Here is a 26707-nt window from a genome sequence, read left to right as displayed (position 1 = left end):
GATCCCGTTGATGGAGACACGTGATGCACACAGGCATTACTTCCGAAGAGGACGGCGCCGTTGGCGCGGCTGCCGGTCCCTCCCAAGTCATTCCCTTCCGTAGAGCCGCCGCCGCATACGAAGGCTCTACTGCCGGTGACGATCCCTCGTCGTCACCGGCCATTCCCTTGGGTTCCGCTGTTCAGGCCGTGGTTTTGAAGCTGGCGAACAAGCGGATCCGGTTGAGAGTTGAGAGCCCCAGCCGGGAGGAGGAAGACTGGGGCTCTCTTTGATCGCGAGGGAGGAGGAGCCGCGATCAATCCAGGACGGGGCGAAGGCCGGAGCGAAGATCGCAAAGGATGATCTCGGCCAGTTCGTCGTCAGTAATTTTCAGGAATTTGTTTTCAGCGAGCGCGTCACGGCGCTCCGAGATGAGGCGTCCGATCTCCTCGCATACCTCGCGCCAGAGAAAGACGCCGAGGAGTGCGAGGCCACTGATGCCGGCGACAAGAAATCAGGCGGTCATGACAGCACCTCATCGAACATTGGCCGCCCAGAAGGCATGTCACCGAAGATGGAAAAGGCCGATGAAATCTCGCAGTCCGGTTTGCCGAGGCGACGAGCTGCGCCGATACCGGCGATACTCCCTGCTCTGCGCAGCTGGGCTGCGGTGTTCTTCCCCATGAACTTCCGACCGTTGCGCCGTCCGTACTCATGAATGGCACTCACGGTGGCGCCGACATTCATGGCGATGTGCTTGGCGCTTATGCCGCAATCGATCCCGCCGTCGATCTGGGCGAGTTTTTGTTCCTTGGAGGCGCGGGCCCACCATGACGACTTCATCCCAATCATGCGAATTCCCTTTCGTTCGCCCGCAGGCACGTTCCGCAGTGAGTTCGGCCATAGCCGCCGCAGTTCTCTGGACGCTGGCAGTTTGGGCGCAGCGGAGACGGCGGTTTGGTGAGGAAAGAAGATGCAGGGGCCACAGCCGCAGCCGATGGCTCAACGCCGCCCTGCCGACGCCCGTCAGTCGGTCCGGCCTCGGAGGAGCGCTGACGGTCTGTCTCCGCTTCGGCCCTACTCACCGGATCAACGGTTGCGGTGCCCTTGGCCTCCGCGCCCTCCTCGGCTTTCGTCAGGAATTTCGGTGCCTCTTCAGGCGAATTGGGGTCGGCGGGGCATTCCTCTTTCGATCCGTCGATCTCCGGAGCACTTTCCCCGCCGGCAGGAATGTCGACAGACTGACTCGGTGGCGCCGTCGCGTCCTCCACACTGTCTCCGTATACCTGCTTGGGCGTCTCGCTTGCCGCTTCCGGCGAATTGGTTGCCCGTTCAGCCTCCGGGCCAGAGGGTTCGAGATTGATGGGGTCCACCGGACCTGCGCGCTCTGCGCTGCTTTCTACATCGTCTCCTCCTGCGTTGGCGCCGGCGCAATCTTCGTCTGCCGCCGCCTCGCGGTCGGTCTCGCGCTGGTCGCTGTGGTCTTCGGCTTCGCCTTGAGAGGCCGAAGCAATCTCGGTTGCTGGATCGCTCTCATAGCGACCAGCTTCGCAATGGCAGCGGCCGAGCCATTCACCGTCGATACGATGAACGTCGCCAGAGCCATTGCAGTACTCGCAAAGGGTTTCGTCCGCCTGGGCCTCTTCCTGCTCGATCATGATGTCGACGGCTGCGACCAGCGCAGCGCGGCCGGTCTCGGTCTGCAGGCCGGTGACGATGGTGTGAGCCAGCTTCGGGCTCAGTTCACCGGTTTCGGCGTCGTGAGGCTCGTCATCGAAGAGATCGGGCTGCGGAATCATCCCGAGTGCTGCCAAGTAGGTATCGAGGATCGCTTCCTGTTCGGCGCGCTCGTCCCGGTCCATCTTGCGGATCGAAATGACCTTGCGCAGGATTTTGGTATCAAATCCGGTGCCTTTGGCTTCGCCATAGACATCCTTGATGTCGTCGGCGATTGTCTGCTTCTCGGCTTCAAGCCGCTCGATACGCTCGATGAAAGAGCGGAGCTGGTCGCGAGCTACCATGTGAACGTCGGCCATGATCAATCCTCAGAATGGGATAAGGTCGTCGGTATCCGTGAGCGGTACCGGCTTGGTGATTTCAACTCGGGAGACGGCGGGCGTGCTGGCCGTGACGGCGTCCACAGCAGCGAGGACAACGAACGTGACACCAGGGTTGGCCCTGGCGAGGCGTGCCGCCTCGATCTGGGCGCCGGCCTTGCTCAGGTGCTTGTATCGCGGAGCGCCCTGCCCCAGTCCGTAGACCATCCAAAATTTCGCAATGGGCTGGCTCATCGAACCGCCTCCGGCTGCCCGCCGAATACGTCCGGTCGCTGCTCATGCCGGGAGATGCCAGTGATGCGCTCGATGTCGAGCACACGTTCCGCAGGGACACGGTTCCAGGAGTACAAGGCCGTGTGCTTGATGCCGAGTTCACGTGCGAGCGAAACTACGCCCCCCGCCTTCTCTGCTGCTCTTTCGACGATCTCAATCATGTAAGTGAAGGTAAGCTACACTTACTCTTTTTGTCAAGCGCTATGTAGGTGCTTTTTACGTAGGGGATAATTACAAACAGCGAATGGACACGATCGGCGAGAGAATCCGCGCAAGGCGCAAAGCGTTGAGCATCACCCAGCAAGGCCTGGCTGAAGCATTCGGCATAAGCCGCGTGTCCGTCACGCTATGGGAGAACAACTCCACCTCGCCAGAACGCGACAAGATCTCTCGACTTGCGGAAATTCTTGAGGCCGATCCGGAATGGCTCTTGACTGGGCAGGGAACCCCGCCTGAAGAGCCACCACAGGCTTACCGAATGAGAATGGTTCGGGAGAGGGTTCGTCCGTCAACGCCGAAGCCAAAGCCGAACGCGAGCTTTCCGCCTCGATGGCAAGCCTTTCCTGCGGACGTCAGAATTCCGCTTCGCGGCCATATAGCGGCCGGCGCCAACGGCCGGTTCATTCTGAATGGGCAGGATATCGCCCATGTCTTCTGCCCTCCCGGGCTGGAAGGCGTCGAAGGCGCTTATGCGGTCCAGATTGAAGGGACGTCAGGCGAGCCGCGTTTCTACCAGGGCGAAACCGCGTGGGTGAACCCGCACACGAAGGTGCGCCAGGGCGACGATGTAATCGTGCAGATCCTTGGCGATGACGACGATGACGAGGTTTCAAGCTACCTCAAGCGGTTCGTATCGCGGTCTGGCGACGTTCTTCGCCTCTACCAGTACAATCCTGGCAAAGGCGAGAGCCACGAGCTGGAGTTCCCAGCCGACAAGGTATTCAGCGTTCACAAGGTTGTATTTCACGCCATGCTTTGAAGCAGCTCGGCGCCCCGCCATGAAGGCCTGATGGTCAAGTTGCGGAACGCTGTCGGCATCTTTGGGCACTCGCTGCAGCGGATCTTCCTGCAGAGCTGCATGTAATTATGAACGCCCAGATCGGCGGCCTTCTGAAGGTTCGTCAGGTGAAGCACACGCGAGTGCCCACAATCATCACAAGCCACATAAACGCTTTCGAGCTCGACGACCAAACGAAGGGCGTCGGGATGATCTACGGGAGCACTACGCGACATTCTTTTCTCCTGTGTTCCTATTTTGTTCTCACAAAAACAGCAGGAATGCAGCCCAGAGTCGAGTCGCTTTTCTGAAATAATTTGCTTGCCACAAGAGCTAGCGGCCGAGCGCGGCCCCGCCCCTAGATATCTGCACGCCCCTCCCCGCCTCGTCAGAACCGAGCTGCGCGTCAGAATTTCCCCTGCTTACTCCTTACCTTACGAGAAAAAGTAGGGCTTACCTACATTCGATATTGACGAGTAAGGTAAGTTGCGCTTACATTCCTTACATCAGCAAGACGCTGACGAGAGGACGAAGCGATGATCAGCAAATCGGCAGTGATGAAGGAAGCCTGGGTTCAGTACCGGCTTGCGCTCGCCGAGAACGCAAAGCGCTTCACCCCCTACGAGAATTGCACCTTTGGCGAATGCCTGCGTCTGACGTGGCAGGCAATGAAGCGCGCGGCGAAGCGTTCGGCTCCGGTTGTTCCGGCTGCGAACGTCGAGCGCGTGACCCGCCTTCGTCAGGAAATCGAGAACCTGAATTACCGGCCGTTCCGCATGCCGATCGCGGCAGAGCGTGCGGCTTTGGAAGCAGAGATCAACAGGCTGTCGGCCTAATCACCGAAGGATTTACCATGCCGCAAATCAGCGAAGACGTATTGAAAGTATTGGACGCAGCGACCCTTGAAGGCGCGAAGGTCTTCTTGACCGGCGCACTGGACCGCAAGCTCTACACCGAGACAAACAAGGTTCTCGAAGCGGCTGGCGGCAAATGGAACCGCAGCGCGAAGGCGCACGTGTTTAACGGCGACGCTGCAGACGCCTTGGAACCCATCATCCTGACCGGCGAGTACAGCCGCACGAAGCAGGATTTTGGGCAATTTGACACCCCGATGGACCTCGCAACGAACGTTGCCATCATCGCCCGCATCGAAGCAGGGATGCAGGTTCTTGAACCAAACATCGGGCTCGGCAACATTGCCTTTGCAGCCGAGCGCCAAGGCGCCGTCATCACCGGGTTTGAAATCGATGTCGCACGCGCAGGGAAAGCTCACGCGGTCCTGCCCAAGGCTACCATCAAGGTAACTGACTTCCTGAGAGAAGCCGCTGAACCGCGCTTCGACCGCGTCGTTATGAACCCTCCCTTCGCCAAGCAGGACGACATTCGGCACGTGCTCCACGCACTGCGGTTCCTTAAGCCCGGTGGCCGGCTGATCGCGATCATGTCTGCGGGCGTGATGTTCCGCGAAAACAAGCTGAGTTCGGAATTCCGCGACCTCGTCGAGCAAAGCAGCGGCTCAATCGAGCGTTTGCCTGAGGGGGCATTCAAGGCCTCCGGCACCTCGGTCAACACCTGCATCGTCACCATCAACGCCTGATCCCCTTCGGCGTCGGCCTTCTTCCACCGAGGAAACGAACAATGCTCACCTCCTCCAACATGCGCACCATCATCGCGGCCATTGGCTGCGTCGAGCGTGAAGAAATCGAAATTGCCGGCGAGATGTCCGACAAGCGCTGGCTGGACTTCCAGACTGACCCGCATCGCACGTTCATGAAGCTGAACGACGAGCAGCAGGCCGTTGTCACCGATATCGTGAACCGCCGGATTGCGATGGGTCACAACTCCGCTGCTCGCCGCGATTTCGCCAGTGTCGAAGGGGCGCGCCTCTAATGGAACGGGCCGTCTCCTACGCCTGCGATCCGGCCGCCCGATACTGTGAATGTGGCGACTGCCAGCTTCCGCCGGCACGCAACATCGATCTGGACGCGATCGCCGAGTTCAACCGCGCGTCCTACGCCACCGCCTATTTCCTTCTCCTGCTGTGCGCCCTCCTCGCCTTCATGGCGATTGGGCTGGTGCGGACAGAGGAAGTCCACAAATCCATCATCGCTGACAGGAGCGTTTGAAATGACCGCAGAAACCAATCTTTGGAGCTGGTGGCAGAACGCCCTGGCGGGGAACCTCGGCCCGATGCATGAAGGCCAGCCGGAACAGGGCTATTACCGGACGCGCTTCAAGGGTGGACAGTGGGAGCCGGTTGCGATCTGGCTTGACGATGCCGGCGGCTGGCTCGCGATGCGCGGCGAGCGCATGGTCGATGCTGCGGACGCCTGGAATTTCTGCCGCACGCATCCGGTCAGCTATGAGGCCTACCAGAACGCAATAGAGGGCGCGGGTTGGGATGACGAGCCGCCGGCACCTGCCATGGGCCACAACCTGCCCTCCGATCCGTTCGAAGCGTTGAAGCTCGAATATCAGGCGGAGGCCGAGCAGGCGGCCGTCTTCATGAAAACCCCGATCACGACGCAGGATCAGGCCGACAAAGCCGCAATCTGGGCCAAGCGCCTGACCGCGATCAAAACCAAAGCCGAGAGCCTGCACAAGGTCGAAAAGCAGCCTCACCTCGATGGTGGCCGTGCGGTCGACGACAAGTGGCGCGACCTGAAGAGCGATCCAGACACCCTCGCCAAGAAGCTCAAGGCCCACGTCACGCCGTTCCTCAGGGAGCAGGAGCGCCTTGAAAACGAGCGCCTGCAGCGCGAGCGCGCCGAAGCCGAACGGAAGCGCCGTGAAGCCGAAGAGTTAGCCGCGCAGGCGGACGTAAGCGACACTGACGCGCAGGCCGAAGCAGAGCGCCTGCAGCGCGAGGCCGACGAGCAGGAACAAGCCGCGAAGTCGACGAAAACGCAGGCCGGCCGCACCGGCGCCCGCGTATCTCTCCGGACGTTCGTCTCCGCCCTCATCACCGACTACGACAAGGCTCTGAAGGCCTTGGGCAACCACCCCGAAATGAAAGCGCTCGTCGAGACGCTCGCCAATCGCGCGATCCGCGCCGGCGTCGAGCTCGATGGCGTTCAACGCTTCGAAGAACAAAGGGCCGCCTGATGACCGACCAAACACCCCGCACGATCGTCGCCGTCAAGTTCGCTTGGGAGAAAGCCGATAAGACATACGACTATTTCGCAGATTTTCCAGTCGCGGTCGGCCAGCGCATCTATGTACCGACAAAGCGAGGCGAGGCGAAGGTCGAGGTCGTCGAGATCAAGACCGCATCCGAAATGGCCTCGGTTGCTGCACTCCGCCCGGTCGAAGACCTGCGAACCGACGAAGAGAAGCAGGCCAAACACCCCAATGGACAGCGCATGTTCTCGGAAGACCGCACGATGCTCGATGACAAGGGCAATCGATCGATCTTCGATGACATCGACCGGTAGGAGATACCAATGAACGCTCACGTTCCAGCACTCTCGGGCGGCGGCCAGGTCATGGCGATCGTTCCTCAGACGTTCGAAGAAACCTTTCGGATGGCGCGCACTGTCGTTGCCTCCGGCCTCGCCCCGGCGGCGCTGGTCGGCAAGCTCACCGGTGACGACGCCGCGAGCGCTGTCGCTGTCGCCATCATGTCCGGCGCCGAGCTCGGACTCAAGCCGATGGTCAGTCTTCGGAGCTTCACCGTCATCAATGGCAAGCCGGCGCTCTACGGCGATGGCCTGATCAACGTCGTCCGCATGTCGGGCAAGGTCGCGTACCTCCGCACCGGCTGCGACGAGATCAACGGCAAGCTCATCGGTTACTGCGAAGCAAAGCGCCTCGACACCGGAGAAGAGAAGCGCGTTGAGTTCTCCCAGGATGACGCTACCCGCGCGCGCCTCTGGGATGATCGCCCCACGGTCCGGAAGCAGGTCTGGGACAACGGTCAAAAGGTCTGGAAGAACGACGTCCCGAACGATGCGCCTTGGTATCGCTTTCCTAAGCGCATGCTTGCCTGGCGCGCCGCCGGCTACTGCCTGCGCGAACTCTTCGGCGACGTGCTCGGTGGCATTCGCGACGAGTTCGAGGTGCGCGAGATCGACGAAGTCGAGACGATGCGGGATATCACGCCCGAGAAGCCGGCAATCCCGCCGAAGCCCCCGGCACCTCCTGCCCCGCCAGCCAAGGCCGCCGCACCAATCGAGGCCGAACCAGCCGCCTCGACGACCGAACCTGAATTCGACCTTGGCGATTTCCTTGAGCAGATCGAGACCGGCCTCGCCGGCGCCAAGGACGAAACCGACGTCGCTGAGATCTGGAACGACTTCGACGCGCCGGCCGTGCTCGAAACCAATGGGCACGCCGACATGATCGATACGGCCTTCGCTATCCGCGATCGTCGGCTCGCGCAGCTTGCGCCCTTGAACGGTGGCTGACCATGGCGAAGAAGGAGAAGCCCCCGCACATCGAAGCCGTGATGACGCCGCGCGGGCTCCGCGCGCACACGGCTGACGATGCCGAGAAGATGGCCGGGATTCCGCAAGGTAAGGTTTTCGAGCTCGTCCCGGTATCGCAGCGCTCGAACAAGCAGTTGCGCACCTACTGGAAGGCGCTTGGCCTCGTGGTCAAGGTCACAGGCAAGTGGGCTTCTCCTGAAAACCTCCACCGCGACATCAAGATGACGCTCGGCTACCGCGAGCAGACCATCAATCTGCGCACCGGCGAAATCACCCTCGTTCCCGACAGCATCGCTCTCGACAAGATGGATCACGACGAGTTCTGCGCCTTCATGAACCAGGCGATGGAGCTGCTGGCCGATCATGTCGGATTCGACCCGCTGGCGTTCCTGCAGGAGGCCGCGTGATGGACACGGAAACCAAGCTCCAAAAGGCCGGGGAAGCGATCGCGTATCTGCTCAACCGATCCCGCCGCGACGACAAGCTCTACTACCAGATTGGCTTTGGCACCGAGGCTTTCCGCCTTCTGACGGGCGCGCACGCAGTGTTGACCGGCGAGGACGTCGCAGCCGTTGAAAAGAGGTATGGCGCATGACCAGCAATCCGCGTGTGAACCGCTATCTCAAAGACAAGGCGATGGACCACATCGACCATGCGCTCGGCCGTCCGGTAGATCCGATGGGCGAGACCTACCGCGACCACTTTGCGACCGACAAAGACGGCAAGGATGCTGCGTCGTTCGGCGCCTCTCCTCACTGGCACTTGGACGGCTGCACGGGCCGGATGGCCTTCTACAGCGTGACCGACGCTGGCCGGAAGGCTCTTGCCGACCACCTCAAGGCTATCGGCGATCCGTGGCGGCCCTATTCAGTCGAATGGAATGACGCGACTTGCATCTATGCAGCGACCTCCGAGGCAGACGCAAAGAAGCAGGCCTATTCCTCAGCGTCGGACGTCTTCTCCGATTTGACGTTCCGAAAGTTCGATCGCGAAGCATCCGTGGCGAGGGTTGGCGCATGACCCTTTACGTCCTCCTCAAGCGCGATCTGTTCGAAAACCCGAAGCACCAGGGATACACCGGCATCAAAGACCTGGCCGGCACCTTCCCGCTCGAAGACTTCGAACGCTGGGGCATCCAGATCAAGGAAAAATACGAGCCCTACGATCGCGAGCACTACGCTCTTCGGGTCGAGCTCGCGCCCGAGTTCACCAATGCCTGCTTCCATGATCTGGCACAGGAACACCTCGAAAAGAAGTGCGCGGCTAAGGATGCGGAAATAGTAGCGCTGCGCGAGGCGATGCAGGAAGCTTGCGACCTGTTGGCCGAGCGCAAGTACGGCTCGCCGGCACGCTCTCCCGGCCACAACGCCCGCGTCGCCCTTGAATGGGCGTTGAAAGGCGGTGCAGCATGAACACGCTCCTCCGCCGCGTCATCAATGCCTGGATCCTCTGGCGGATCGACCGCCGGCTCTACCGGGCACACCCGCAGCTTCGTGACCGCGCCCAAGCCATCAAGGCCGCACGCCGGTCCCACCGGAAAACGAAACCCCTCATCGACGAGCAGCAAGAGGAAATGACCCGGCTGCTCAAGGCAGGTTTGTAATGGCCGATCTTTTCAACGCCATCTTCTATTCGTTCTGGACCTTCACCGGTACCGCGATCCTTCTCGGCATCGTAACGAAGGGCCTTGTCGCCATCGTTGCGCTTCTCGTGATTGGAGGTAGCCGCAATGGTTGACCATCCGATCCTTTTCAGCGGCGCGATGGTGCGCGCCCTTCTCGCCTGTCGGAAGACGCAAACCCGACGTGGTCTAAAGTTCCAGCCTGCGCCGGGAATATCCATCATTCGGAAGACCATCCGCCCACTTGATGCGGCACCATATCATTCGTTCGAGCGGCGCAGTGTGTACGGGAACTATGCTGGCGAGCTCGACATCAAGATTAAGCGCGGCGATCGCCTTTGGGTTCGTGAGGAATTCAGCGGACCATTCGAGTTCAAGCCGAAGGTGAACCCACCGACAACATGGCCTGTAGGCTGCGATATCTGGTATTGGGCGGATGGAAACCCTGATTACGGCGACTGGACCAAGCCCAAGCGGTCAATGCACATGCCCCGCTGGACGTCCCGCCTAACACTTCCGGTCACCGACGTTCGCGTCGAACGGCTGCAGGATATCAGCGAAGCCGACGCCATCGCCGAGGGCATTGAACCTCATCACTCGGGATGGATGCCTTACACGACGGCCTTCTATGAAGCCGACGGCGTGACGCCAGCCAACTACCACTTGGACCCGCGCGAAAGCTATCGCTCGCTCTGGAACAAGATAAACGGCTTCGGCGCATGGGAAGCGACCCCCTGGGTCGTCGCCTACACCGTCTCGGTGATCAAGCAGAACATCGACCAGATCGAAAGGGAGGCGGCGTAATGGCATCCCGCATCGCAAATTTCATCCGCCCCGCCCCGACGCCGAAGCGCAAGCCGACGAAGAGCAAGGACTATCTCGCCTTCATCCACGAGCTACCTTGCTGCGTGACCGGGCGGTATGGCGTCGAGGCCGCGCACCTGTCGTTTGCCTCGCCCCGATACGGCCACTATGGCCGTGGCAAGGGCAGCAAAGCTTCCGACCGCTGGGCGTTGCCTCTGCACCAAGCCGAACACCGCCGCCAGCACCGCATGAACGAGGAGCGGTTCTGGTCGTCGATCGGGATCGACCCGCACCTTCTGGCGCTCGTCGTCCACGGCATTTGGTCCGACCTCGGCGACGACGCCGTTGCGTTCGCGACCGCCATCATCAACCAGACGCTAGCCGACGCCGGCGCGCTTGATCGAGGGACGAGGCATGACCGCTATCACCGACGAAATGAAGCTGGAAGCCACCCGAGCAATTCAGGATTGGCACCTATCGACCAGCGGATTCCCAATGAGCATCGACGAGGCGCTCCTCGTCGCGACCAATGTCCTTGAGGCAGCTCTCTCCTCCCGCTCCGCTGAAGCAGGCAACGCGATGGCGCAAGCCGCCGCCTCCGATGTAGAGACGACGGCCAGCTTGCACCCTGTTTCCAAGCAGGGGCTCCCTCTCTTGCACGAAGAGGGACGCACCGAGACTGTAGCCGGAACCGATCATCCAAACTTTCATGAAAGTGCCAAGTTATCGAAATCGTGCCATGAAAACACGAGCAAGAGCGCCGCTCCCCAGCCCAACACGAACACAGTTGATGCGGAGGGATCAGAATGAGCAATCTTCTCATGACCCGGCGTGTGATCTTCTCTGAGTGCGGCCTGTATCGCTATCTGCTTGAGCATGACTTCGGCGGAAGTGGTCCAGTCATCTCGCTCGGCATGGTCAACCCGTCAGACGCGGACGGAGAGAAGAACGACCAGACCATGACCAAAGTGGACGGCTTCGCCATGCGTCTCGGCGCCAGCAAGGTTTCGATCTGGAATCTGTGCGCGCTCGTCAACAAAGATGTTAAGGCGCTCGCCTCCGCTGTCGATCCAATCGGCCCGGAAAATGACGCCCACATCGCCAAAGCCATCATGGATGCAGACATCCATATCGTCGCCTGGGGCCCTGCATCCAAGCTTCCGAAGGCGCTGCGCACAAGGTGGCGTTCTGTCGTCGATGTCCTGGCTGAGGCCGGTGCCAAACCGATGTGTTGGGGCACCGCACTCGACGGTCAGCCACGTCACCCCCTCATGCTGGCCTACGCCACCCCGCTTGTTCCATGGAGCGCTCCGCCAGCCGTCGCAGCGCAAGGGGAGCAGCCATGACTGCTCGCCGCGCATCGATCATCCCTGCCGGGAGTTGGCCGCCACGCATGACGGCAGACCTCGCCGCTGGGTACTGCGGTGAAAGGCATGTCGAGGACTTCCTCGAACGCGTGGGCACCACCTATCCGAAGCCGCGCATCGTTGACAGCACTCGGAGAAAGTTTTGGTATCGCGAGGATCTGGACAAGGCCATGAACCTTGGCACGGTGACCGCATCATCTGGATTGGGAGCAAAGTTCCGTGAAAAGATCAGGGAAAAGCGGGACGGTAGCGCTGCCTAAGCATGTCCATCGCGTCACAAAGCGCCGTCGCGGCGGCGCAGAGACCGTCTACACCTTCTACACGCGGTTCCGGAACACCAAGACTGCGTGGCCATCGATCGCGCTCCCTGAGCCGCTGGAGAAGGAATTCTCGGAGCGTTTGGCAATCTGCGAAGCACTGGATCGGGACGAGAAAGGTTTTCTCCTCGACGGCAAGCGCCTTCCTGATTCCAAAGACAAAGACTTTTGGCCGGAAGCTCAGAAAGCGCATGAAGCTTTCATCAAGCGAGGGCGTGAAGGCATCAAGGACTTCAAGGCGCTCGTCGAAGCGTTTCAGAACGAGAAGAACCCGTTCTGGACCGACCTCGCCGCATCCACCAGGCGGGGCTACAAAACGTCAGGCGACATCATCATCGAAACATGGGGCTACGATCTGCCGGTTGAATTGACCACGGTTGATGCTCAGGAGGCCATTGACGCCCTTGGCGAGACCCCGGCGAAGGCGAACCAGTTTCGCGCGTTCCTTTCGCGCCTGATGTCCTGGGGCGTCCCCCGTGGGTACTGCACTGCGAACGTGGTCGAGCACACGGAAAAAATCCCCGGTGGTGAACCGTGGGTGCCGTGGCCTAATTGGGCTTTTGAAATCTTGCTTGAGCATGCGCCCTTCCACCTGCAGATCATCGCCATGTCTGCGTTCTTCACGGGGCAGCGCCAAGGCGACGTGCTCGCAATGACGAAGCCCAAGGCTGGCGAGAACACGATTGCAGTGAAAGCGCAGAAGACGGGCAAGACCGTCTGGATCCCGGTGCACTTCGCCTATCGCAAGTGGATCGATCGGGTGCAGTCGGACAGCGTAATGCTCCATGCCGGTGCCCGGGCCCTCTCCTACAAGTCAGCCGACGGTTTCCGGACCGAATGGCAGAAACTGATGAAGAGGGACGAGTTCAAACGTTTCCGCGAGGAGCGGATCGTCTTTCACGGATTGCGCAAAAACGCGGTTATTAATCTGTTGGAAGTTGGGTGCACCGAGAACCAGGTCGGGGCGATCTGCAACATGTCGGCGCAGATGGTTCAGCACTACGGGCGCGAGGTCGCGCTGCGGTCATTGGCGAAGGACGCAATGAAGCTTATGGAGGCTCGTTGGAGCGAGATTGAGCCGGCTGCTTTCCGGAACAAGAACGGAACGTGAATTGGAAACCGTTTCCAAATTCCTGGAAACTGGCAACGTTTTTCAGAGCAGGAAAATTGGAATTTAATCAGCGTTTTCAAAGAGATGTTTGGTGGGTGATCACGGGCTCGAACCGTGGACCCGCTGATTAAGAGTCAGCTGCTCTACCAACTGAGCTAATCACCCATCCGGACCGCTTCGGTGTTTGTCGCTGCGGTCTGGAGGGGCGTATAAAGGCGTTCTTTCGGCTTGTCTAGCGTCCTTTGTAAAATTCTTGGGAAAAAATTTCAGACGGGCGGAAAACAGGCTTTTTCCACAGGATCTGCCGCCCTTCTCGCCAACTGCGTTGGATGCACCCACCATAAGCCTCTGAAACAACACGCCGTCTTTTCCCCTGCCCGACCTTGAACGCCGCGTCTGTGGCGAATGCATGCCTCCCAAAGCATATCGCGGCCTCGGGACGACGACATGCATCAGGCTAAATACATCGAGGACAAGAACCCAAGCGCATGTCGCGCAAAAGCGTGCAGCCGGTTTGCGGGTAGCGACACGCCTAAAGTCCGACTGGCCAACCCCAGGGATCGCGGCACGCTACAAGCGCCCTGACATCCGCCCCTGCGCCATGCTCCCTTAAAGCAGCAGCTCGCCGGCGGCGATCTTCACTGCATGGCCGCCGATGCGCGCCGTGTTGATCTGGCCGCCCGCCACATCGAGATGCAGGTGGATGAAGGACGGCCGCCCCATCTCCACCCCTTGCTCGATCAGAAAGGGGTGGTGGCCATCGACCAGCTGGTCGAAGTGGTGGATGGCACCGGAAAGTGCTGCCGCCGCCGCACCCGTTGCCGGGTCCTCGGCAAGGCCCATCTCGGGCCTGAACATGCGGGTGTGGAACCGCGCCGTGTGGTTGATGCCGCCGCGACAATAGAGATAGGCAGACGCTAGGCGTCCTTCGGCAAGCGGCGCCAGATGCTCCCAGCGCTGCGGGTCGAATTCGACGGTAGCGGCCGCGGATACATCGTGCAGCGGCACCATGACGAAGGGAACGCCGGCGCTCCAGAAGGACGGCGCATGGTTCTCGAAGCCGATCTGCGAGGTCTTCAGGCTCAGCGCGTCGGCAAGCGCCTGCTTGTCGAAGCGGGCGTCGAGCCGGGTCGATCTGCGCGGCAGGTCGAATTCGGCAAAGCTCGCCTCGCCCGGCTTGATGCGCACGGCGCAGCGCACCGGCCCCACCTTCTCCTCCAGTACCTGCACGAGATCGGCGCTCTCCTCAGCCATGCCGTGGGCTCTTTCGGCGATCGCCACCGCAGCACCTACGGTCGGATGCCCGGCAAAGGGAAGCTCGCGCCCCGGCGTGAAGATGCGCAGCCGCGCCGTATGCGCCGCCCCGCCCGGCCGGCGGATGAACACCGTCTCCGAAAGGTTGAACTCCTGCGCGATCGTCTGCATCGCCTGATCGTCGAGTGCATCCGCCCCGAAGACGACGGCCAGCGGATTGCCCTCCAGCCGGTTCTGCGTGAAGACATCGTAGATCGCGTAGCTGAGCGGCATTTATTCCCCCTTGCGAATATAGTCCGGCCACGAACTTGCAATGTCATCGCCCGGGCGGCAAGCGCAAAAACGCCATCGTGCACCACACCCATCGTTATCCGATCCCCCTCGCCACTGGGCCGAAAACAAGGCCGCCGTTGACCGCATGGGACACCCGTCAGCGGCACGACTGCGCAAGAACGCCCCTGCCGGTGCCGGAAAAGTGATCGCCGCGGCCGCCAATGCGCGACCGTGCCGCGGATTTGGTGCTGATCTCATGCATGGCGCCCGAAAATGTCCCGCGCTTCCGCGTCACGACGTGCATAGGGCGAGAAGCCAAAGCACTTCCAGGAAAAGTGCGAAGCGGATTTCCGTCAGGAAAAGCTAAGAACAAAGAGGTAGAGCGCTTCTGCGACCCCGTCGAAACGGGCAACACTTCAAAACACAACGCAGCAAACCGATCTTGAACGACGTGATCTACAGCGCCGCGCATCTATTAGACGCGCAAAGGTCGCTGTAGCACTTTGAATGGCTGCATGTTTTTATCCTTAAATCGAATAGGATTTAAGGAGCGGGCAGTAGCGCATGCAGCAAACGATGCGACGGGCGGATGACACGACGATCTGGTGGGCCTTGGCGCTTGCGCTGGTGCTGCATGCCTTCGCCTTCGCCGCATTCTCGCGCCTGCCGCCGAAGCTGATGCCCCCGCCGGGCGCCGTAGACAGCATCGAGGTCGAAATCCTGGCCGGCGTGCCGGAAAAGCCGAAACCTGCCGTGCCCGCGTCGGAAGCGAGCCTGCCGGTGCCAGAACCGCAGCGCGAAAATCTGAAGACGCCGGCCAAGACGACCGACGAGCGCCCCCGCGGCAACCAGCCCGCGCCGCAGGCCCCAGGCATGGTGCACGCCCAAAACCTCTATTCCGCCGGCATCCTCGCCTCGCCGCGTAGCCGCCAGGCGCGTAAGGGTCTGGCGCAGCTGGCGCCCGAAGAGCGCGTGGTGCAGCTCTGCAATCTCGAAGCGATGGAACAGGTCCACCGCTGGAAGGCCGACCTCGATCCGGATTACCTCGTCGCCTATGCCCTGTCGGGCGTGAAGTTCTCCGGGGAAACGCTGAAGACCAATGGCGGAGCGTTTCGCAGCAAACGGCAATGGTGGCGCATCGCCTATTCCTGCTCGGTCACGCCGGATCGAACGACAGTGGTCGGCTTCGACTTCAAGGTCGGCGATGCCATCCCGCGCGAGCAATGGCAGGACCTTGGGCTTCCCATCGCCGACACTGCCGCCGACTGATGGTCGCGAACCATCCCCTCGCATTACCCGCCCTTCGCCATCGCTCCGGCGCCAAACCGTTATGGCGCGTTGCGCCAAAACCGGGGCCGCATGGAGATGTTGCGTTGCGTTAAATAGCGCGCGCAATTCCTTGAATAAATTCAGGCATTTGCCCATCATGATCCGGGCCCGTGAGGTACCCCGTGTCGCGTCCCATTCCGGCCTTCGTCAATGCAATGACACGAAAATCACCCTCATAGCCGCTCGGGATCGCTCCTATCGCCCAGTTACCAAAAAATCCCGCCATTGACACATACCGACCGTATGGTATGTTGGTTAAATGCCCAGACCAACAAAGCAATCACCCGAACGCGGCAACGCACGGATCCGGCTTCTCGATGCGGCGCGCGATGTCATTCGCGCAAAAGGCTTTGCGGCCACCAGCGTCGACGACCTCTGCCGTGCGGCTGACGTCACCAAGGGCGCGTTCTTCCACCATTTCGCCAGCAAGGACGCGCTCGGCGTCGCTGCGGCCGATTACTGGGCGGAAACGACGACCGACTTTTTCGCCGCCGCCCCCTATCACGGACCGCCCGATCCGCTGGCGCGCGTTCTCGCCTACGTCGCCTTCCGCAAGGCGATCATCCTCGGTGAAATCACCGAGTTCACCTGTCTGGTCGGCACGCTGGCGCAGGAGGTCTATGCCAGCGCGCCCGACATTCGCGAGGCTTGCGCCCGCAGCATCTTCGGTCATACCGCCACGCTCGAAGCCGACATCGAGGCCGCACGCAGCGACCGCGGCATTGTCGACGCCTGGACGGCCGAAAGCCTGGCCCGGCACACGCAGGCCGTCATCCAGGGCGGCTTCGTGCTCGCCAAGGCCGGCAACGACCCCGAGCTTGCGCGCGAAAGCCTCGACCATCTCGACCGGTACATCCGGCACCTGTTTCACGTCACTTGAGGAGGATGCGACATGAGCGATACCACCCATATCGGATGCGCCTGCGGACAGACACGGCTGAAAGTGCAGGGAGCGCCGATCCTTGTTTCCGAATGCCTTTGCGACAGCTGCAGGGCGGCCGCCGCCCGCCTTGGCGCCCTGCCCGGCGCCCGCAACATCCTGACTTCCTATGAGGCCACCCCCAGCGCCGAATACCGCAAGGACCGGATCACGATTGTCTCCGGCGAGGAGAACCTCAGCGAATTCCGGCTGTCAGAGGGTGCGGGCTCACGCCGCGTCGTCGCCACCTGCTGCAACACGCCGATGTTTTTGGAAATGAAGGGCGCGCACTGGCTCAGCCTCTATCTGCACCTCTGGCCGGCCGAGACGCGGCCGAAGGCCGAGCTGCGCACCATGGTCGGCGACCTGCCCGACGCTTCCTGGCTGCCCAAGGACATCCCCAACCTGAAGACCCACACCGTATCCTTCTACGCCAAGCTTCTCTGGGCCTGGATCGCCATGGGCTTCCGCAACCCGAAGATCGCAATAGCGCGCAAGATCGAGGCCTGACGCCGGCGTGCGGATGGGTCGGCACATGTCGGCCTTCCGTCTCGCGCCCCTGCCAGCGGCGCTGCACCAGCAACGCGACATCATGCCCACCAGCCCGGACCCCGCATCTGGCGAGCGCTGCTGACTGCATATCTGCGCACCCAACCACAGCAATCAACCGCGCGATGCGAGCATCGTCATGAAAATGGGCGTCCCGACCACGACGCCGGCGAAGACAAACAACGGTCCGTAAATCAGCGCGCTCAGCGGGATGATGGAGACACACGCCCGCAAACCGTCATTCAGGCAGTTGTGCGTCCCGCCCTCGAAAATGCCGTAGACGGGTAGAAACAACCCCGCGATGATCAGGCTGGAAGCAAACGCCAATGCGGCGGATAGGATGAGGCAAGCGAGTGTCTTCATGCTTTACGGCTATAGGATTTTGGTGATCCGAGCCAACGCCCGACCATTGGGCACCATCGGGGTCGGATACGCATTGAATGCGGCTACGCGGAAGAGTTGCCTTTACCTTGCCGAAACTGCTCTTGCGATAATCTCGGATGAAATCCTGTCACGACGCCCATCAACATCGACAAATGCCCAGCACAACAAAGCGGCTACTCAACAAGCTCAGGGAGATGGAGGCGCGGCGCGGCGTCGAACGCCCACCGTCTCGGGGGCTTTTGTCGCCGTTCGCCAGGGGATTGGCGGAATTCCTGCAGGACTATCGCCGCATCACCTCGTTTTATGCCGGGTCGTTTTCCATCGTCATCTATTGTGCATTCGCCAGCTACGTGGGTGCCATCGTCGCACTGCTGTTCCAGTGGCCCGCGATCTATCCGGCCGCAGCCGCCTGCCTAGCCACGATCATTCTTCGGCATTGGGTCCGAAACGCCAAAAAGAGGCACGATCGACATTATCGACCGTGACGCCGTGTCCTCCCTGACGACCGATGTGCAGGCGCCGCCGCACCGCCACAATGCGGATTGTACCGATAGCTTTGCCATGTAATGTGCCGGCCATGGATAAGACCACGACATTCCCGATCTCGCTCTCCGGTTTTGAGATCGAAGGGCTGATTGAAGCGGATGCACCGCGACTGATGCCGCTTTACCAGAACTGTCAGGACTATGTGGTTTTGGAGCGCGGCCATCCACCGGATGCAACCGTGGCGATCGAAGAATTTCAAAGCTTTCCGCCGGGCAGAACCGAGGCCGACAAGTTCGTCTTCGGATTGAAATCGGGCGCCGGGAACCTCATCGGCATGCTCGCCTGCGACCGCAATTATCCGCAGGAGAAGTCCTGGTGGATCGCCTTGCTGATGATCGATCCGGCCTTTCGCCGGCACGGCGCGGCGAAAACACTCTGCGACGACTTCTTCAGCTGGCTGAAGACACAAGGCGCGGACCGCGTGGAGCTCGCCGTCTTCGCAGAGAATGAACAGGGCCTTCGCTTCTGGGAAGGCCAGGGCTTCGAGATGGTGCGCACCGCAGGGCCGGTCCCCATCGGGACAAAGCAGCACAGAATGGAAGTCTTGGGTCGATCGCTGTGAGCGTCTCAATTCCGCACGGTTGACGGTTGCGCCGATCGTTCGCCGAAAAGCCAACGCCGACCGTTTGAATCAGCCCCTGCCATTTTCCGGCATACGCCAAGCAGCCGCGCGCCGCCCATGGATAGCGCCGCCGTTCGCCGCCTGCCGACGAACAGGGCCGCTCCGCGCACCGGTTGACCACATCTCAAAGACGACGCGCTCCGCCGCCGCACAGCGCAATGGCCATGCCCCCGAGACATCGTCACCGCTTTCCGTCAAACAGCCAGGTGAGGATCGGCAAAATGAACGGCGGATAGTTGTGCGCACCCGGATCCGGCCCCCAGATGGCGATCGCCTCGTCGATCTCCGGCTCGGGATCGCCGGCGATATGGGCGGCCACCCTTGCAACCAGCGCTTCCGCCGTTTCCGCCACCCGGTAGAGCCGGAACACCGTCACCGCCCGCCCCATGTGCAGCACGTGATAGCCGGGTTCGGCAGTCGCGGCATCGAGGTCGATGCCGGTTTCCTCCAGCGCCTCGCGGCGGATATTGCCTGGAATGTCGCAGCGGCCGTCGACCACGTCATCAGGCTCCAGCGAGCCCGAGGGGCTGTAGACCCGGGCCGGATTGGCCGTGTGCGATCCCATGCGCACCAGGATCAGGGCACCATCGGACGACACGATCACCGGCATGGCGAACAGGTGGAAGGCGGCGTCCGCGCGGGTCTTGCGCCACCACAGAAAGGTCGAATAGGGCACCACATGCCCCTCGCCGACCACGCGGCCGTCCTCGATCCGGAGCGCCCGCTGCAGCACCATCTGCCCGTCGAAGAGATGCGGGTTAGCGGCGATCTCCGCCCGCCAGTTTTCCTGCGCGGTATCCACCTGATCGAGATGGAAGGGATGCGGGCCCTCCTTCACCCGGATATCGACGCCTGAGATCGGCAGGATCTCGCCTTCTTCGGGCCAGTGGGCAAGGTTGCTTTCGAGAGTATCCATCGTCACACGTCCAGTGTCATGGCCACGGGGCAATGGTCCGATGCCTTCGGCCGGTCCCAGCCGGTGCGCGGATAGCGCTCCACCTCCTGCCCCGGCGGAAAGATCGTGCGGAAGGGCTGGCCGCCGCGGATGATTTCCGGCACTTGGGCTGCATTGCGCTGCGCGAGCGCCGGCGACAGCCAGATATAGTCGAGCTGGCAGAGGTGCCGCTCCTGCGGCCCGCGGCTGTGAAACAGCGTCCAGCGGTCGAGCACCGGCCGGCGCAGCATCGGGTTTTCGACAAAACCGTCTGCAGTCAGCACATCGAGCGCGCTTTCCTCCTCCTCGCGCGGCACGAACTCGTAGCCGTTGCGCCGGTCGCCAAGGATGTCGACCTTCTCCTGATAATCATTCATGTCGCCGCAGATCGCGAACATCTTGTCAGCCGTATGCCCGCGACCAAAGCGGCTTTCGATGATATGGCGCACGGCCTTGGCCTCGGCCACCCGCACCGGCATCGTCGCCTGGCGCCCGTCGAGCCCGTCGCGTGCCGGCCCCATGGATTTGAAATGCACGACATAAAGCGTCAGCGGCCGCCCGCCGATCCGCAGGTCCAGTTCCAGGCAATCACGCTTGAAGATCCGGTCGTTCGGCCGGCTGGAGGCAGCGAGCGCATCGTTGAAGATATCGAGATCCGCATAGGTCAGCCCCGCATGGCTCTTCACCTCGAGGCACTCGATCGGCTGGCCATCGCGCGTTTCCTCGCGCATCAGCACCGCCACGTCGATCCCGCGCGAATCATTGCCCTCGATCAGGTATTTCTGGCGATAGCCGTTGCCGACCATGCGGAAGAGATAGTTGTACTCAAACGCCTGCAGCGACGCCATGTTGTCGGCCTCCTGCAAACACAGAATATCCGCATCGCAATCGGCAATCGCCAGCGCCGACATCTGCCGCGTATCATCCGTATGCGCGATCGTCCGCGCCTCCTCCAGCCGCTGATACTCCGCCTCGCTCTTCACCTCGAAGAGTCTGAGCACCCGGTCCTGCTTGAGCTGATTGCGGAAGCCGGAAAAATCGAAGCGGCTCATGAGATTTTCAATATTGAAGGTGGCAAGTCGAAGGGACATCAAGCAATTCCATAACTGAATTGCCGCGGAGATTAGGCATTGAAGCGCAAATGTCGAGGGCGATTTCCCGGCAGGTGCGGGAGCCTCTCCTGAGTGGCCCCCAACGCTTGTTGTCCAGCGAACGGTCAGTGATGTGGAAAGCACACGCCTGCGTGTCTTCGAAACAACCGAAGACCACCGTGAAGGCGAAAACCAAGAGTTTTTTCGTGCCGACAAAGGCGACCCCATGAGAAACCGCCGGAATACAGCAAATGAAGCGGATGGATTTCTGCCCGCTGCTTGATGCAGCAGCCATGGCCCAGCGTTGTTTCCGCGCCGGTGTCGAGCTGGTCTATTCGCGGTCCCAAGCCTGACGGCGGTGGGCGCATGGCCAACGTGCCGAGCGCCGGCACGTTGGCGTTCCTAGGCACCGCGCGAATTCCTCGCTGCATGAAAGCTTTTGCCGCGTTAGCCCGATTTTCGTTCTGGCTGGATATTCTGGTTGAGCCGGAAGAGATTGCCAGGATCGTACTTGGCTTTAAGCGCCGCCAGCCGTGCATGGTTGCCACCATAGGCCTGGGCGACCCTTTCGGTTTCATCCTCCGGCATGAAGTTGACGTAGACGCCACCTGTCGCATGTGGCGCAGCCGCGGCAAAGATTGCCCGCGCCCAATCGATGGAGGGTTGTTCGTCGGCCTGGTCACGCCACCTGGTGTGAACGTTCATGACAAACTTGGCCTCGCGATGCGGATAGGCGGTCGCGTCGGGTGCCACGCGGCTGCTGGCACCACCGAGCTGCCCGATGAAGATTTCACATTCATCAGTCGGCAACGTCCCTATATGTTCGCTCAGGATCTCAAACAACCCGTCGCTCAGGGCCGTGAAATTGTGCGACTTCCAATAGTTGAATGCCCCTGGCGTGAGAAGCGGATCGAATGCCGTCTGCCATGCGGAATATGGCTGCACGCCGACGACGTCGGCGATCGGTTCGCCAAGCGAACGCAGTGGTTCAAGTGCCTCCTCGGCTCTGCTCGGCTCACCGGCATAGCAGACGGCGAAGACGAGGATTTCCTTGCCGTGCACCTCTTCGGGCAGGAACGGCAATGGCGGCGCCTTACGCAGGACCACCCAAATGGTAAGATCGTCGGACGCAGCGGCCGCCACGCGGCGATACCCCGCAAGAAGTTCACGGGCGTGGGCAAACGGATGAACGATCAGCCCGGATACCAGATCGGGACCGACCGGATGCAGCTTGAACTCGAACGACGTGACCACGCCAAAATTTCCACCGCCGCCGCGAAGAGCCCAGAATAGGTCCGGATTTTCCGTTGTGTTTGCATGGACAAGCTCGCCGTCGGCGGTCACCACATCGGCCGAAATCAGATTGTCTACCGTGAATCCGTATTTGCGACTGAGCCACCCGAAACCACCCCCAAGCGTGAGACCGGCCACCCCTGTGGTTGAGTTGATACCGAGCGGGGTGGCAAGACCGAACGCCTGCGCCTCTTTGTCGAACTCTCCGAGCGTCGCGCCAGGCTCGACCCTCGCGGTGCGTGCCTTGTCATCGACCCGGACAGAACGCATCGGCGAAAGATCGATCAAAAGTCCGCCTTCGCAGACGGCATTGCCGGATATGTTGTGACCGCCACCGCGTACAGAGAGGAGCAATCCGTTGTCGCGGGCAAACTGCACCGCCTTTACGACATCTCCTGCGCCATGGCAGCGCACCACAGCCCCAGGCCGCCGATCGATCATGGCGTTCCAGATTGTCCTGGCCTCGTCGTAACCAGCCTGGCCGGCCAAACACACGTTCCCGCGACACCGAGTTCCCAACATCTCCAAAAGGTCGGTTGAAAGGGTGACCGTTTCGCCCTGAAGCCCACTAAATTGAACATCTGTCATTTCATCCTCCCTGCCGGCACGGATGTACGAGACGCCTCTTGGGGCGCAGACGGACGAACCGGCCCTTGCTTAGTTCAGTTGCACCGACAGCTTGTCGATGGTTCCCGTGAACTGAAATGGCACCTGGTAATCCCCGTCCTCGACGCCAGTGCGGGTATCGACGCCGACATCGAAGGTCTCGTCAATCGTCATGAGGAAGGGCACGGTGTTTGCGACCTTTTGACTGGCGACTTCTTTGCCGTCGACGTTCAGGACTCCGCTGCCGCCCTTGCCGGGGCCGCCACCATCGTATTTGAAGGTAAAGACGATGGTATGCTTGCCCGGAGTGAGCGCGTCCTGGCCTTCCCAACGGAATTTTTCCAGTGCCAGAAGGTTGTAAAGGAAGACCGGCTTGCCCTTCAGCAGGTAGAGCCCGTACCCGCCGAAGCGACCGCCTTGGGTGACCAGCATGCCATCGCCGCCGCCTTGCGGCACGTCTACCTCAGCCGTGACAGTGTAGCTTTTATTGACGATGTCGGGCGCGTTTCCGGATGGAAGACCGGATATTTCGCCTGAGTACGTAAACAAGGTTTTTCCGGCCGTGGCACTCGGGCGGGGTGCGAGAACGCGCTGGAGAAAGTCGTTGTCGAGCGGAAACACACCATACTTCGCCGCCTCGACGAGGAACAGTTCCTTCAACTCCTGAAGCTTGTCAGGCATCTTGGCCGCGAGGTCGTTGTTCTGCGAATAGTCCTCGTTGAGATTGTAGAGTTCCCAGGTGTAGCCATTGACCACTTCGGGCATCTTACCCAAACCGAGCAACCACGGCGCAAGCGGCGGCGTTGTGGATGCCATCCAGCCGTCGTGGTAGATGGCGCGGTTGGCCAGCATTTCGAAATACTGCGTCGTACGCCGAGACGCAGTATTGGCGTTCTCCTTGTCCCAGCTATAGGCCATGGAAACGCCTTCAATCGGCTTCTGCGCCACGCCGTTGACCATCACGGGAGCCTGAATGCCGGTCGCCTCGAGGATCGTCGGGACGATGTCGATCAAATGGTGGAATTGTGTGCGGATTCCACCGGCATCCTTGATACGGGCCGGCCAGGCCATGGCCATGCCTTGCCGGGTGCCGCCAAAGTGCGATGCCACCTGCTTCGTCCACTTGAATGGGGTGTCGAAGGCCCAGGACCACGCCACCGACATGTGCGGCTGGGTCTTGTCCGAACCCCAGACATCGTAATATTTCAACTGTTCCTTGACCGGAACATTGATGCCTTCGATCGCGGCCAGGTCGAACGGCGTGCCAACGGTGGAACCTTCGGCACTGGTACCATTGTCGCCTTCGATGTAGATGACGAGCGTATTGTCGAGCTTGCCCAAATCGTCCACCGCCTGGATCACCCGTCCGATCTCATTGTCGGTGTAGGCCACATAGGCGGCATAGACTTCCGCCTGGCGCGCGAAGAGCTTCTTGCTGTCGGCGTCGAGCGTATCCCACTTGGGCAGATCGTTGGGCCACGGCGTCAGTTGGGCGTTCGCCGGAATGACGCCCAGCTTCTTCTGATTGGCGAATATCTGGTCGCGCATGGCATTCCAGCCCATGTCGAACTTGCCCTTGAACTTATCGACCCATTCCTGGGTTGGATGATGGGGGGCGTGGGTGCCGCCCGGCACGTAATAGAGGAAGAACGGCTTATCAGGCGCAACGACGCTGAGTTGTCGCATGTAGCCGATCGCCTCATCCGCCATGTCAGTCGTGAGGTTGTAGCCGGGCTTTCCGATCCATGGAAAAATCTGTGTGTGATCGCGGAACAGGTAGGGTGTCCACTGGTCGGTCTCGCCGCCCATGAAGCCATAGAAGTATTCGAAACCCATCCCAGAGGGCCATTGGTCGTAGGGGCCCGCCAAGCTGTACTGATAGCTCGGCGTGTTGTGGTTCTTGCCGAACCAGGACGTCGCATAGCCGTTGTCTTTCAGGATTTCACCGACGCTGGCGTTATCGAGACCGAGGATGGAATCATAACCTGGATAACCGGTGGCCTGCTCGGAGATCACACCGAAACCCACGGAGTGATGATTGCGGCCGGTAATCAGAGCCGCGCGCGAGGGCGAGCAGAGCGCCGTCGAGTTGAACTGGGTGTAGCGGAGCCCCGCCTGCGCGATCCGGTCCAATGCAGGCGTGGGGACAACACCGCCGAAGGTACCAGGGACACCGTAGCCCGCGTCGTCGGTCATGATCAAAAGGATGTTCGGCGCGCCTTTTGGGGGCACGATCTGCGGCGGCCAATAGGGCTTCGAGTCTTTCGCGCTGAGCCCGATCGCACCACCGAATGTCGGCGGGGGGTTGGGGAGATATCGCCCGTCGACCGTCGTCGTGGCATCCGGGTTGCCCGGTGTGCCGGTGATCTGTTGTGCGCTCGCCGCACCAAACCCCATCAGGATTGTGATGATGGCGGTCGATGCAATCGCGGTCGATTTCATGCTACGCATGTCAACACCCTCCCCTCGTGGCAGCTCCGTCCGAGGGCGGACGCGCACTGCACCATTTCGATCTCGCTCGGCGGCCATTCCATACTGAAGAAAGGTTCGATCGGACTGTAGAGACGTAGGACTGTGCCCTTGGTCGCCTTGGGCACGGCCGGCAACATCGGCGGAGCTTTCAGAATCGGCACCTTGATTATTTCAGCGATGACGCTTCTGAGCAGGACGACGTGACGGCAGTGATTGCAGCGAATGCGAGCAACCGGACGGCGTCATTGATGCGCCGCTTGGATCAGTCTTCCGGATGTGGCGGAATACTACCACACAGATTGCGCTCTTGATACTGACTCAACCGCTCACGACCCGGCGTGGCTCGCCCCCGACCGTCGAGTAGCCGGGTGAAAGGCAGCGGCAGCTTTTGGCCGATACCGTTGAAAAACACCCCCGATGTGAAGTGGCTCAACGTCGGCGAGATATTAAGTTATCAGTTGCAAAAGCAGCGAAGGCGAACTTAGGAAGCCGCCAACAAAGAGGCCAACGAATCCAAGAGCTAGCGCTCCGACAAGTCCATGGTTCTCCCAGCCAGTCGAAGCTCCCACCGCTGTCGCTGCGACGATGATCGACACTGACCATACGATCTTGATGAGCACGACCGTGCGCCGCATGACTGTAGGTTTTTCTTGCGCCATGGCAAAACCAGTTTGTTTCGAAGCCTTTGTTGATTGAATATAATATCGAATTCTCTTTCCACGATAGCCGTGATTGATAGCCATCGTCCCATCCCGGGCCAGTAGCAGCCAAGCCAGCGCCTCTAGCTGTGAACTTTCAGGAGGTTGTCCATTTGGAGCAGATTTAGGAGACTGGAGTTACCACACCTCAGTTTTCCAGGATCGCACCGAATGAACATTCACAAGAATGCCCGACTGACGCCGTTGCATCGAGAGGAAATGGCCGTCGGACAAAACGCCCGCCCTATGAAATCCCCGTAATATCCAGCTCGTGTCCGCCCATGGCAGCCACATCGCCGACCCCCTTGCCCATGAGGATCCGGGCCACCGGGGAAACGTAGGAAATCGATCCGGCCTTCGGGTCCGCCTCGTCCTCGCCGACGATGCGATAGGTCTGCACCCGGCCGTCGTCGCGGCTGAAGGTGACGGTGCTGCCGAAGGCGACGATGTCAGTCGAGGTCGGGGCGGCGACGAGCTGGGCGGTGCGCAGCCGTTCGGCAAGATAGCGCAGGTCGCGCAAGGGGCCGGCCGCCTGCCGCCGGCGCTCGTTGACGTCTTCGATCCCGCTGGTCGCATCATAGGCCGCGCGCGCTTCGCGCTGCTGCTGCTCCAGCACCTTGAGGCCCGCTTCGGTGACAAGGTTGGGATGCGGCGAAACCGGGCGGTCGGGCAAAAGGGTTTCCGCCGCGGTTTCGGCACTTTCTTCCTTGGTGAAGGCAACGCTCACGATCGAACTCCGTTTGGACGCGGCAGGCTCTTACAATGCCTCCGCGCGAAAGCCCAC

37 protein-coding genes, 1 tRNA gene and 2 pseudogenes are annotated in these 26707 nt (G+C 61.0%); 26 read left to right on the top strand and 14 right to left on the bottom strand.

Features of this window, described 5'->3' with window-relative positions; all coding sequences use genetic code 11:
* Nucleotides 1–23 precede the first annotated feature (23 nt).
* Nucleotides 24–272, top strand: coding sequence for a hypothetical protein (locus tag ASD52_RS01905; RefSeq protein WP_057222736.1), 249 nt, complete (start codon nt 24–26; stop codon nt 270–272).
* Nucleotides 273–501: 229 nt separating this feature from the next.
* On the opposite strand, the gene ASD52_RS38095 is transcribed toward ASD52_RS01905, so the two are convergent.
* The 4 genes and pseudogenes from ASD52_RS38095 to ASD52_RS01885 all read right to left on the bottom strand — a co-directional run bounded on the left by ASD52_RS38095 (nt 502) and on the right by ASD52_RS01885 (nt 2470).
* Nucleotides 502–831 carry a hypothetical protein gene (locus tag ASD52_RS38095; protein ID WP_156612854.1) on the bottom strand — a complete coding sequence of 110 codons (330 nt, stop codon included), beginning with the start codon at nt 829–831 and terminating at the stop codon, nt 502–504.
* A gap of 938 nt (nt 832–1769) precedes the next feature.
* Nucleotides 1770–2015: pseudogene (locus ASD52_RS01895) on the bottom strand (DUF2312 domain-containing protein); the annotation flags it as partial.
* 9 nt (nt 2016–2024) lie between these two features.
* Complete coding sequence (locus ASD52_RS01890) at nt 2025–2270, bottom strand: hypothetical protein (protein ID WP_057222734.1); 246 nt, start codon at nt 2268–2270, stop codon at nt 2025–2027.
* Nucleotides 2267–2470 carry a Cro/CI family transcriptional regulator gene (locus ASD52_RS01885; RefSeq protein WP_057204932.1) on the bottom strand — a complete coding sequence of 68 codons (204 nt, stop codon included), beginning with the start codon at nt 2468–2470 and terminating at the stop codon, nt 2267–2269. Before ASD52_RS01885 ends, ASD52_RS01890 begins: the two co-directional genes overlap by 4 nt.
* A gap of 83 nt (nt 2471–2553) precedes the next feature.
* Here ASD52_RS01885 and ASD52_RS01880 point away from each other — a divergent pair, with 83 nt between their 5' ends.
* The 20 genes and pseudogenes from ASD52_RS01880 (at nt 2554) to ASD52_RS01790 (ending at nt 12953) form a co-directional block, all read left to right on the top strand.
* Nucleotides 2554–3288, top strand: a complete 735-nt coding sequence (locus ASD52_RS01880; protein WP_063991797.1) for a helix-turn-helix domain-containing protein — start codon at nt 2554–2556, stop codon at nt 3286–3288.
* 554 nt (nt 3289–3842) lie between these two features.
* Nucleotides 3843–4142, top strand: a complete 300-nt coding sequence (locus ASD52_RS01870; RefSeq protein ID WP_057204938.1) for a hypothetical protein — start codon at nt 3843–3845, stop codon at nt 4140–4142.
* Nucleotides 4143–4159: 17 nt separating this feature from the next.
* Nucleotides 4160–4903, top strand: a complete 744-nt coding sequence (locus ASD52_RS01865) for an N-6 DNA methylase (protein ID WP_057222732.1) — start codon at nt 4160–4162, stop codon at nt 4901–4903.
* Nucleotides 4904–4944: 41 nt separating this feature from the next.
* Nucleotides 4945–5196, top strand: a complete 252-nt coding sequence (locus tag ASD52_RS01860; protein WP_057222731.1) for a hypothetical protein — start codon at nt 4945–4947, stop codon at nt 5194–5196.
* Complete coding sequence (locus ASD52_RS01855) at nt 5196–5432, top strand: hypothetical protein (RefSeq protein ID WP_057222730.1); 237 nt, start codon at nt 5196–5198, stop codon at nt 5430–5432. The genes ASD52_RS01860 and ASD52_RS01855 overlap by 1 nt, the downstream gene beginning before the upstream one ends.
* 1 nt (nt 5433) lies before the next feature.
* Nucleotides 5434–6411, top strand: coding sequence for a hypothetical protein (locus ASD52_RS01850; RefSeq protein WP_057222729.1), 978 nt, complete (start codon nt 5434–5436; stop codon nt 6409–6411).
* Nucleotides 6411–6740, top strand: coding sequence for a hypothetical protein (locus ASD52_RS01845; protein ID WP_057222728.1), 330 nt, complete (start codon nt 6411–6413; stop codon nt 6738–6740). Before ASD52_RS01850 ends, ASD52_RS01845 begins: the two co-directional genes overlap by 1 nt.
* A 9-nt stretch (nt 6741–6749) precedes the next feature.
* Nucleotides 6750–7712: a hypothetical protein gene (locus ASD52_RS01840; protein ID WP_057222727.1), complete on the top strand. Its 963-nt coding sequence runs from the start codon at nt 6750–6752 to the stop codon at nt 7710–7712.
* Between the two features lie 2 nt (nt 7713–7714).
* Nucleotides 7715–8140 (top strand): hypothetical protein, encoded by a 426-nt coding sequence (locus tag ASD52_RS01835; RefSeq protein WP_057222726.1) that lies wholly within the window; start codon nt 7715–7717, stop codon nt 8138–8140.
* On the top strand, nt 8140–8328 hold the full coding sequence (locus ASD52_RS01830; protein WP_057222725.1) for a hypothetical protein: 189 nt from the start codon (nt 8140–8142) through the stop codon (nt 8326–8328). Before ASD52_RS01835 ends, ASD52_RS01830 begins: the two co-directional genes overlap by 1 nt.
* The gene (locus ASD52_RS01825) at nt 8325–8753 is read left to right on the top strand and encodes a hypothetical protein (RefSeq protein ID WP_057222724.1); all 429 of its coding nucleotides are present in this window, start codon (nt 8325–8327) and stop codon (nt 8751–8753) included. Before ASD52_RS01830 ends, ASD52_RS01825 begins: the two co-directional genes overlap by 4 nt.
* On the top strand, nt 8750–9145 hold the full coding sequence (locus ASD52_RS01820; RefSeq protein WP_057222723.1) for a hypothetical protein: 396 nt from the start codon (nt 8750–8752) through the stop codon (nt 9143–9145). The genes ASD52_RS01825 and ASD52_RS01820 overlap by 4 nt, the downstream gene beginning before the upstream one ends.
* Nucleotides 9142–9336, top strand: a complete 195-nt coding sequence (locus ASD52_RS01815) for a hypothetical protein (RefSeq protein ID WP_057222722.1) — start codon at nt 9142–9144, stop codon at nt 9334–9336. Before ASD52_RS01820 ends, ASD52_RS01815 begins: the two co-directional genes overlap by 4 nt.
* Nucleotides 9336–9470, top strand: a complete 135-nt coding sequence (locus ASD52_RS40530; RefSeq protein ID WP_277996376.1) for a hypothetical protein — start codon at nt 9336–9338, stop codon at nt 9468–9470. The genes ASD52_RS01815 and ASD52_RS40530 overlap by 1 nt, the downstream gene beginning before the upstream one ends.
* Nucleotides 9463–10158, top strand: a complete 696-nt coding sequence (locus ASD52_RS01810; RefSeq protein ID WP_057222721.1) for a hypothetical protein — start codon at nt 9463–9465, stop codon at nt 10156–10158. Before ASD52_RS40530 ends, ASD52_RS01810 begins: the two co-directional genes overlap by 8 nt.
* Nucleotides 10158–10556 (top strand): annotated as a pseudogene (locus tag ASD52_RS01805) (DUF968 domain-containing protein); the annotation flags it as partial. The gene ASD52_RS01810 and the pseudogene ASD52_RS01805, both read left to right, overlap by 1 nt.
* Nucleotides 10557–10653: 97 nt before the next feature.
* Nucleotides 10654–10968, top strand: a complete 315-nt coding sequence (locus ASD52_RS38090; RefSeq protein WP_156612853.1) for a hypothetical protein — start codon at nt 10654–10656, stop codon at nt 10966–10968.
* Nucleotides 10965–11504: a DUF1643 domain-containing protein gene (locus ASD52_RS01800; RefSeq protein WP_057222720.1), complete on the top strand. Its 540-nt coding sequence runs from the start codon at nt 10965–10967 to the stop codon at nt 11502–11504. The genes ASD52_RS38090 and ASD52_RS01800 overlap by 4 nt, the downstream gene beginning before the upstream one ends.
* Nucleotides 11505–11551: 47 nt before the next feature.
* Nucleotides 11552–11785, top strand: a complete 234-nt coding sequence (locus ASD52_RS01795) for a hypothetical protein (RefSeq protein ID WP_057223334.1) — start codon at nt 11552–11554, stop codon at nt 11783–11785.
* Entirely contained in the window at nt 11745–12953 is a 1209-nt protein-coding gene (locus tag ASD52_RS01790) for a tyrosine-type recombinase/integrase (RefSeq protein WP_057222719.1), read from the top strand. Before ASD52_RS01795 ends, ASD52_RS01790 begins: the two co-directional genes overlap by 41 nt.
* Before the next feature lie 89 nt (nt 12954–13042).
* Here the strand turns inward: ASD52_RS01790 and ASD52_RS01785 are convergent.
* Together ASD52_RS01785 and ASD52_RS01780 are read right to left on the bottom strand one after the other, a co-directional pair.
* A tRNA-Lys gene (locus tag ASD52_RS01785) sits at nt 13043–13118 on the bottom strand.
* A 444-nt stretch (nt 13119–13562) separates the two neighbouring features.
* Nucleotides 13563–14480 carry a PhzF family phenazine biosynthesis protein gene (locus ASD52_RS01780; protein WP_025427508.1) on the bottom strand — a complete coding sequence of 306 codons (918 nt, stop codon included), beginning with the start codon at nt 14478–14480 and terminating at the stop codon, nt 13563–13565.
* Between the two features lie 564 nt (nt 14481–15044).
* Between ASD52_RS01780 and ASD52_RS36680 the strand changes: the two genes are divergently transcribed.
* From ASD52_RS36680 to ASD52_RS01765, 3 genes are all read left to right on the top strand, one after another.
* Nucleotides 15045–15749, top strand: a complete 705-nt coding sequence (locus ASD52_RS36680) for a DUF930 domain-containing protein (protein WP_025427509.1) — start codon at nt 15045–15047, stop codon at nt 15747–15749.
* Between the two features lie 319 nt (nt 15750–16068).
* The gene (locus ASD52_RS01770) at nt 16069–16689 is read left to right on the top strand and encodes a TetR/AcrR family transcriptional regulator (RefSeq protein ID WP_038576209.1); all 621 of its coding nucleotides are present in this window, start codon (nt 16069–16071) and stop codon (nt 16687–16689) included.
* Nucleotides 16690–16701: 12 nt separating this feature from the next.
* On the top strand, nt 16702–17238 hold the full coding sequence (locus ASD52_RS01765) for a DUF6151 family protein (protein WP_025427510.1): 537 nt from the start codon (nt 16702–16704) through the stop codon (nt 17236–17238).
* A 153-nt stretch (nt 17239–17391) separates the two neighbouring features.
* On the opposite strand, the gene ASD52_RS01760 is transcribed toward ASD52_RS01765, so the two are convergent.
* A complete protein-coding gene (locus ASD52_RS01760) occupies nt 17392–17640 on the bottom strand; it encodes a hypothetical protein (RefSeq protein ID WP_025427511.1) in 249 nt (82 codons plus the stop codon).
* 173 nt (nt 17641–17813) lie between these two features.
* Between ASD52_RS01760 and ASD52_RS01755 the strand changes: the two genes are divergently transcribed.
* Both ASD52_RS01755 and ASD52_RS01750 read left to right on the top strand, forming a co-directional pair.
* Nucleotides 17814–18146: a hypothetical protein gene (locus ASD52_RS01755; protein ID WP_025427512.1), complete on the top strand. Its 333-nt coding sequence runs from the start codon at nt 17814–17816 to the stop codon at nt 18144–18146.
* A gap of 92 nt (nt 18147–18238) precedes the next feature.
* Nucleotides 18239–18769 carry a GNAT family N-acetyltransferase gene (locus tag ASD52_RS01750; RefSeq protein WP_025427513.1) on the top strand — a complete coding sequence of 177 codons (531 nt, stop codon included), beginning with the start codon at nt 18239–18241 and terminating at the stop codon, nt 18767–18769.
* Between the two features lie 241 nt (nt 18770–19010).
* On the opposite strand, the gene ASD52_RS01745 is transcribed toward ASD52_RS01750, so the two are convergent.
* From ASD52_RS01745 to greA, 7 genes are all read right to left on the bottom strand, one after another.
* Nucleotides 19011–19745: an NUDIX hydrolase gene (locus ASD52_RS01745; RefSeq protein ID WP_025427514.1), complete on the bottom strand. Its 735-nt coding sequence runs from the start codon at nt 19743–19745 to the stop codon at nt 19011–19013.
* Nucleotides 19746–19747: 2 nt separating this feature from the next.
* Nucleotides 19748–20854 (bottom strand): endonuclease/exonuclease/phosphatase family protein, encoded by a 1107-nt coding sequence (locus tag ASD52_RS01740; RefSeq protein WP_025427515.1) that lies wholly within the window; start codon nt 20852–20854, stop codon nt 19748–19750.
* Complete coding sequence (locus tag ASD52_RS38085) at nt 20823–21149, bottom strand: hypothetical protein (protein WP_128090503.1); 327 nt, start codon at nt 21147–21149, stop codon at nt 20823–20825. The genes ASD52_RS01740 and ASD52_RS38085 overlap by 32 nt, the downstream gene beginning before the upstream one ends.
* 152 nt (nt 21150–21301) lie before the next feature.
* Nucleotides 21302–22669 (bottom strand): FAD-binding oxidoreductase, encoded by a 1368-nt coding sequence (locus ASD52_RS01735; protein ID WP_225906321.1) that lies wholly within the window; start codon nt 22667–22669, stop codon nt 21302–21304.
* A 135-nt stretch (nt 22670–22804) separates the two neighbouring features.
* On the bottom strand, nt 22805–25195 hold the full coding sequence (locus ASD52_RS01730; RefSeq protein ID WP_025427517.1) for an arylsulfatase: 2391 nt from the start codon (nt 25193–25195) through the stop codon (nt 22805–22807).
* 476 nt (nt 25196–25671) lie between these two features.
* Nucleotides 25672–25968, bottom strand: coding sequence for a hypothetical protein (locus ASD52_RS01725; protein WP_225906314.1), 297 nt, complete (start codon nt 25966–25968; stop codon nt 25672–25674).
* A 199-nt stretch (nt 25969–26167) separates the two neighbouring features.
* Complete coding sequence (gene greA, locus ASD52_RS01720; RefSeq protein WP_025427518.1) at nt 26168–26650, bottom strand: transcription elongation factor GreA; 483 nt, start codon at nt 26648–26650, stop codon at nt 26168–26170.
* Nucleotides 26651–26707: the final 57 nt, after the last annotated feature.

The sequence above is a fragment of the Ensifer sp. Root142 genome, assembly GCF_001426785.1.
GTDB lineage: Bacteria > Pseudomonadota > Alphaproteobacteria > Rhizobiales > Rhizobiaceae > Ensifer > Ensifer canadensis.
The sequence above is the reverse complement of the archived record's forward strand: the minus strand, read 5'-3'. Positions and strand labels throughout refer to the sequence as shown.